Raw genomic sequence first — 510 nt, 5'->3', positions numbered from 1 at the left:
TAGAGCGGTTCCCTTTCATGTTGGATCGTATCCGCATGATGTGAAGAAGTTTCGGGCCTCTTGAGGCTCGACGAGGTCGATCAGCTTCCCGATCCTGTCCCACAGGCCGGTCACAGTGCGTTCTGCCGCTTTGCGCAGGAGCGCTTTGAGCTTCGAGAATGCCTTCTCTATGGGATTGAAGTCTGGGCTGTAGGGCGGGAGGAACAGCATGCGCGCACCGGCAGCTTCGATCATCTCACGCGCCGCCGGTCGCTTGTGGCTGGAGAGATTGTCAAGGATGACGACATCGCCAGGCTTCAGGGTCGGCACAAGAACCTGGGCGACGTATGCCTCGAACCATTCTCCATTGATCGGCCCGTCGATGACGAGCGGTGCAACCATTCCCGTGCTACGCAAGCCAGCCACCAGCGTCGTGGTCTTGCGGTGGCCGTGCGGGAAGCCCATTCGCAGGCGCTCTCCCTTCCTGCAGCGTCCGTGCGTGCGCGCCATGTTCGTCGCAGTCCAGGTTTC

1 protein-coding gene is annotated in these 510 nt (G+C 60.8%); it reads right to left on the bottom strand.

The annotated features are described in order from the left end of the window. Positions 1–15 precede the first annotated feature (15 nt). The coding region (locus tag FAA86_RS24465; RefSeq protein WP_136543916.1) for an IS630 family transposase at positions 16–510 on the bottom strand (495 nt) is incomplete at its 5' end.

The sequence above is a fragment of the Rhizobium rosettiformans W3 genome (assembly GCF_004912135.1).
GTDB lineage: Bacteria > Pseudomonadota > Alphaproteobacteria > Rhizobiales > Rhizobiaceae > Allorhizobium > Allorhizobium rosettiformans.
This window is presented reverse-complemented; position numbering and strand designations above follow the sequence as displayed.